We start from the raw sequence: 3,410 nt of genomic DNA, 5'->3' as shown, positions 1-3,410 counted from the left end.
GGGGGCGCGGGCCGGGTCGGGGGCGCGGGCGGCGGACGCCGCGCCGGGTCCGGCGGATGTCGTGCCGGGACGCGCCGGCCCGTCATGACGTACCCCGGGGCTTGCTGACAGAATTGCCGGCATGTCCGACGCTCCCGCCCGTCCCCGCGTCCTCTCCGGCATCCAGCCGACCGCCGACTCGTTCCACCTCGGCAACTACCTGGGCGCGGTCCGGCACTGGGTGGCCCTCCAGGACAGCCACGACGCGTTCTACTGCGTGGTGGACCTGCACGCGATCACCGCCGGCCACGACCCGGCGGTGCTGCACCAGCGGACCCGGCGGGCCGCCGCCCAGTTGCTCGCCGTCGGGATCGACCCGGAGCGCAGCACCCTGTTCGTCCAGTCCCAGGTGCCCGAGCACCCGCAGCTCGCCTGGATCCTGGGCTGCATCACCGGGTTCGGCGAGGCCGGCCGGATGACCCAGTTCAAGGACAAGTCGCAGAAGCAGGGCAGCGACCGGGCCAGCGTCGGCCTGTTCACGTACCCGATCCTCCAGGCCGCCGACATCCTGCTGTACCAGGCCGACGCGGTGCCGGTGGGGGAGGACCAGCGTCAGCACCTGGAGCTGAGCCGGGACCTGGCCCAGCGGTTCAACACCACCTTCGGCGCGACCTTCACCGTCCCGGCGGCGCACATCGTCAAGGACACCGCGAAGATCACCGATCTCCAGGAGCCGAGGGCGAAGATGTCCAAGTCCTCCTCCGCGCCGGGCGGCATCATCGACCTGCTGGAGGACCCGGCCCGCTCGGCCAAGAAGATCCGCTCGGCGGTCACCGACACCGGCCGGGAGATCGTCTTCGACGCCGAGGCCAAGCCCGGCATCGCCAACCTGCTCACCATCTACTCCGCGCTCAGCGGTCGGGGCATCGACGACCTGGTCGGCGCGTACGCCGGCAAGGGGTACGGCGACCTGAAGAAGGACCTCGCCGAGGTGGTGGCGGAGTTCGTCCGCCCGATCCAGGCCCGCACCCAGGGGTACCTCGACGACCCGGCGCAGTTGGACAAGCTGCTCGCCACCGGGGCGGAGAAGGCCCGCGCGGTGGCCGGCGCGACGCTGCGCACCGCGTACGAACGGGTCGGGTTCTTCCCGCCGGTCCGGGGCGAGTGACGCCACGGCGGCGGAGGTGAACGGGTCGGTACGCGAAGGGGTGGCGCGGGGCATGGAGCGCGGCGAGGGGTTGCCGGCGACGGGCGGCACGATCCAGATTGGGGTCGCGGTGGACATCCCCGAGCCGTGGGGCGCGGTGCTGACCCGGCGTCGCGCCGAGGCGGGCGACCCGCAGGCGGCGGACATCCCGGCCCACGTCACCCTGCTCGGCCCGACCGAGATCGCGGTGGCCGCCCTGCCGGCCGTCGAGGCGCACCTGGCCGCCGTCGCCGCCGCCCACCTCCCGTTCACCCTGCACCTGCGGGGCACCGGCACGTTCCGGCCGGTCACCCAGGTGGTGTTCGTCGCGGTGGCGGCCGGGATCAGCGAGTGCGAACTGCTGGCCGCCGCGATCGGCTCCGCCGCCGAGCTGCACCGGGAGGCCCGGTTTCCGTACCATCCGCACGTCACCGTCGCCCAGGACGTCGCGCCCGAGGCGCTCGACCAGGCGTACGAGGACCTGGCCGACTTCTCGGCGATCTTCGAGGTGGAGGCGTTCACCCTCTTCTCGCACAGCGGACAGACGCGGTGGCAGCCGCGCCGGGACTTCCGGCTCGGCGGCTGACCTCTCGTGGCCGAGCGGTCGGCCGCACCCGGGCGGACGATCGGCGAGGATGACAGCGTGGAACTTCTGGGGCGGCTGGGTGCCGGCATCGACCGCCGGTTGACCGCCGCACGCCGCCGCTCCGGGCTCTTCGACCACGTCTGGCGGGCCGTCGAACTGTACGGCGAGGTGCTCGGCGCCCGCCTGGCCGCCGCGATCGCGTACTACGGCTTCTTCGCGGCGTTCGCGCTGGCGCTGGTGGCGTACTCGGTCTTCGGCGCGATCCTGGAGGACAACGACGAGGTCAGCGCCGCCGCGGCCCACTTCCTCCGGGAGAACCTGCCGTTCCTCGACCCCGGCCAGATCGCCCAGAGCAGCGGTACCGTCGGGGTGGTCGGCCTGGTCATCCTGGTCTTCACCGGGATCGGCTGGATCGAGGCGATCCGCTCCTCCCAGCGGCTGATGTACGGGCTCAACCAGCAGCCCGGCAACCTGGTGGTCCGCCGCCTGGTGGACCTGGTGGTGATGATCGGGGTCTTCCTGCTGCTCGGCGTCTCGGTGGCCGCCGTCGACGCGCTGGAGTCGCTGCTGCGGTTCCTGTTGCGCAGCACCGGCTCGATCGGGCTGACCACGGTCAGCGCGGTGCTGAGCGTCCTGGTCAACGCGGTGCTGGCGGTCGCGTTGCTGGTGGCGGTGCCCCGGCTGCGGATGAGCCGACGCCGGCTGCGGCCGGTGGTGCTGGTCGTCGCGGTCGGCATCACGCTGTTGAACACCGTGGGCCGGTTCTACGTGGTGCGCACCGAGCGGAACCCGGCGTACGCGGTGGTCGCCGGGGCCGTCGGGCTGCTGCTCTACCTGTACCTGCTCAACCAGCTGATCCTCTTCGGCGCGGCGCTCGCCGCCACCAGCCCCCGGGGTCGGGTGGTGGACCTGGCGGCGGCGCCCGCGCCAACGCCCTGGGCCCGGGACCTCGACGGGGAGGCCGATCCGGGTGCTCCCGGCGGAGCGGGGTGACTGCTCCTCCCCGGGACGCCTAAAGCGTTCATTTAGGGCAAAATGCGCGCGGGGTTTCACGTTCCCGGCCGATGATGAGCCGGTGGGCGCACTAGTGACGTTGGACCTGCCGGACGACTCGCCGATGTTCGACCTACCGTGGATCATCACCTTCGGCCCGCTCAGCGACGCCGACGAGTGGGAACCGGTGGTCTGCGGGCCGTACGAGCGACCGCACGCGCTCGCCCTGGCCGAGGCGGTGGTCGCCGAGGAACAGTTGATGGCGGTGGTGGAGCCGCTGCTGCCGGCGGTCTCCGCCGACGAGATCCGGACCGAGATCGCCGCCGCCCAGGCCGCCGCCGAGTCCGAGCCGGACGGCCTGGACGAGGTCGACCTGTACGGCGACTACGAGGAGACCGTCGACGAGGAGCAGGACCGGCTCACCGAGGCGGAACGGCACGCCCAGCCGCTGACCGCCCCCAGCGAGGCCGACCTGCGCGCCGGGTTCCACCGGATCGCCGCCATGCTCACCGGCCGCGACACCTGACCCGCGCCGCCCCGGTGCCCCGCGCCGCCGCCCCGCGCCGTTCCGGGGGTGTGAGAAGGGGCCCCTTCTCGACCGTATGCGTTAAGAGTTCCTAACTAAATGATGATGGGCGTGTCCTTTGGACGTGAGGATCGTTCTGT

4 protein-coding genes are annotated in these 3,410 nt (G+C 72.4%); all 4 read left to right on the top strand.

Going from position 1 to position 3,410, the window contains the following annotated elements; all coding sequences use genetic code 11:
* Window positions 1–121: 121 nt before the first annotated feature.
* Window positions 122–1,147, top strand: a complete 1,026-nt coding sequence (trpS, locus tag AWW66_RS31750) for a tryptophan--tRNA ligase (protein WP_067374412.1) — start codon at window positions 122–124, stop codon at window positions 1,145–1,147.
* A 52-nt stretch (window positions 1,148–1,199) separates the two neighbouring features.
* Window positions 1,200–1,751, top strand: a complete 552-nt coding sequence (locus tag AWW66_RS31745; RefSeq protein WP_067374410.1) for a 2'-5' RNA ligase family protein — start codon at window positions 1,200–1,202, stop codon at window positions 1,749–1,751.
* A gap of 57 nt (window positions 1,752–1,808) precedes the next feature.
* Window positions 1,809–2,744, top strand: a complete 936-nt coding sequence (locus AWW66_RS31740; RefSeq protein WP_067374415.1) for a YhjD/YihY/BrkB family envelope integrity protein — start codon at window positions 1,809–1,811, stop codon at window positions 2,742–2,744.
* 82 nt (window positions 2,745–2,826) lie between these two features.
* Entirely contained in the window at window positions 2,827–3,270 is a 444-nt protein-coding gene (locus AWW66_RS31735; protein WP_067374406.1) for a hypothetical protein, read from the top strand.
* Window positions 3,271–3,410 lie beyond the last annotated feature (140 nt).

It is taken from the genome of Micromonospora rosaria, assembly GCF_001567585.1.
Lineage (GTDB): Bacteria > Actinomycetota > Actinomycetes > Mycobacteriales > Micromonosporaceae > Micromonospora > Micromonospora rosaria.
Note: the sequence above shows the minus strand (reverse complement) of the source record. Positions and strands in the feature narration are given on the sequence as shown.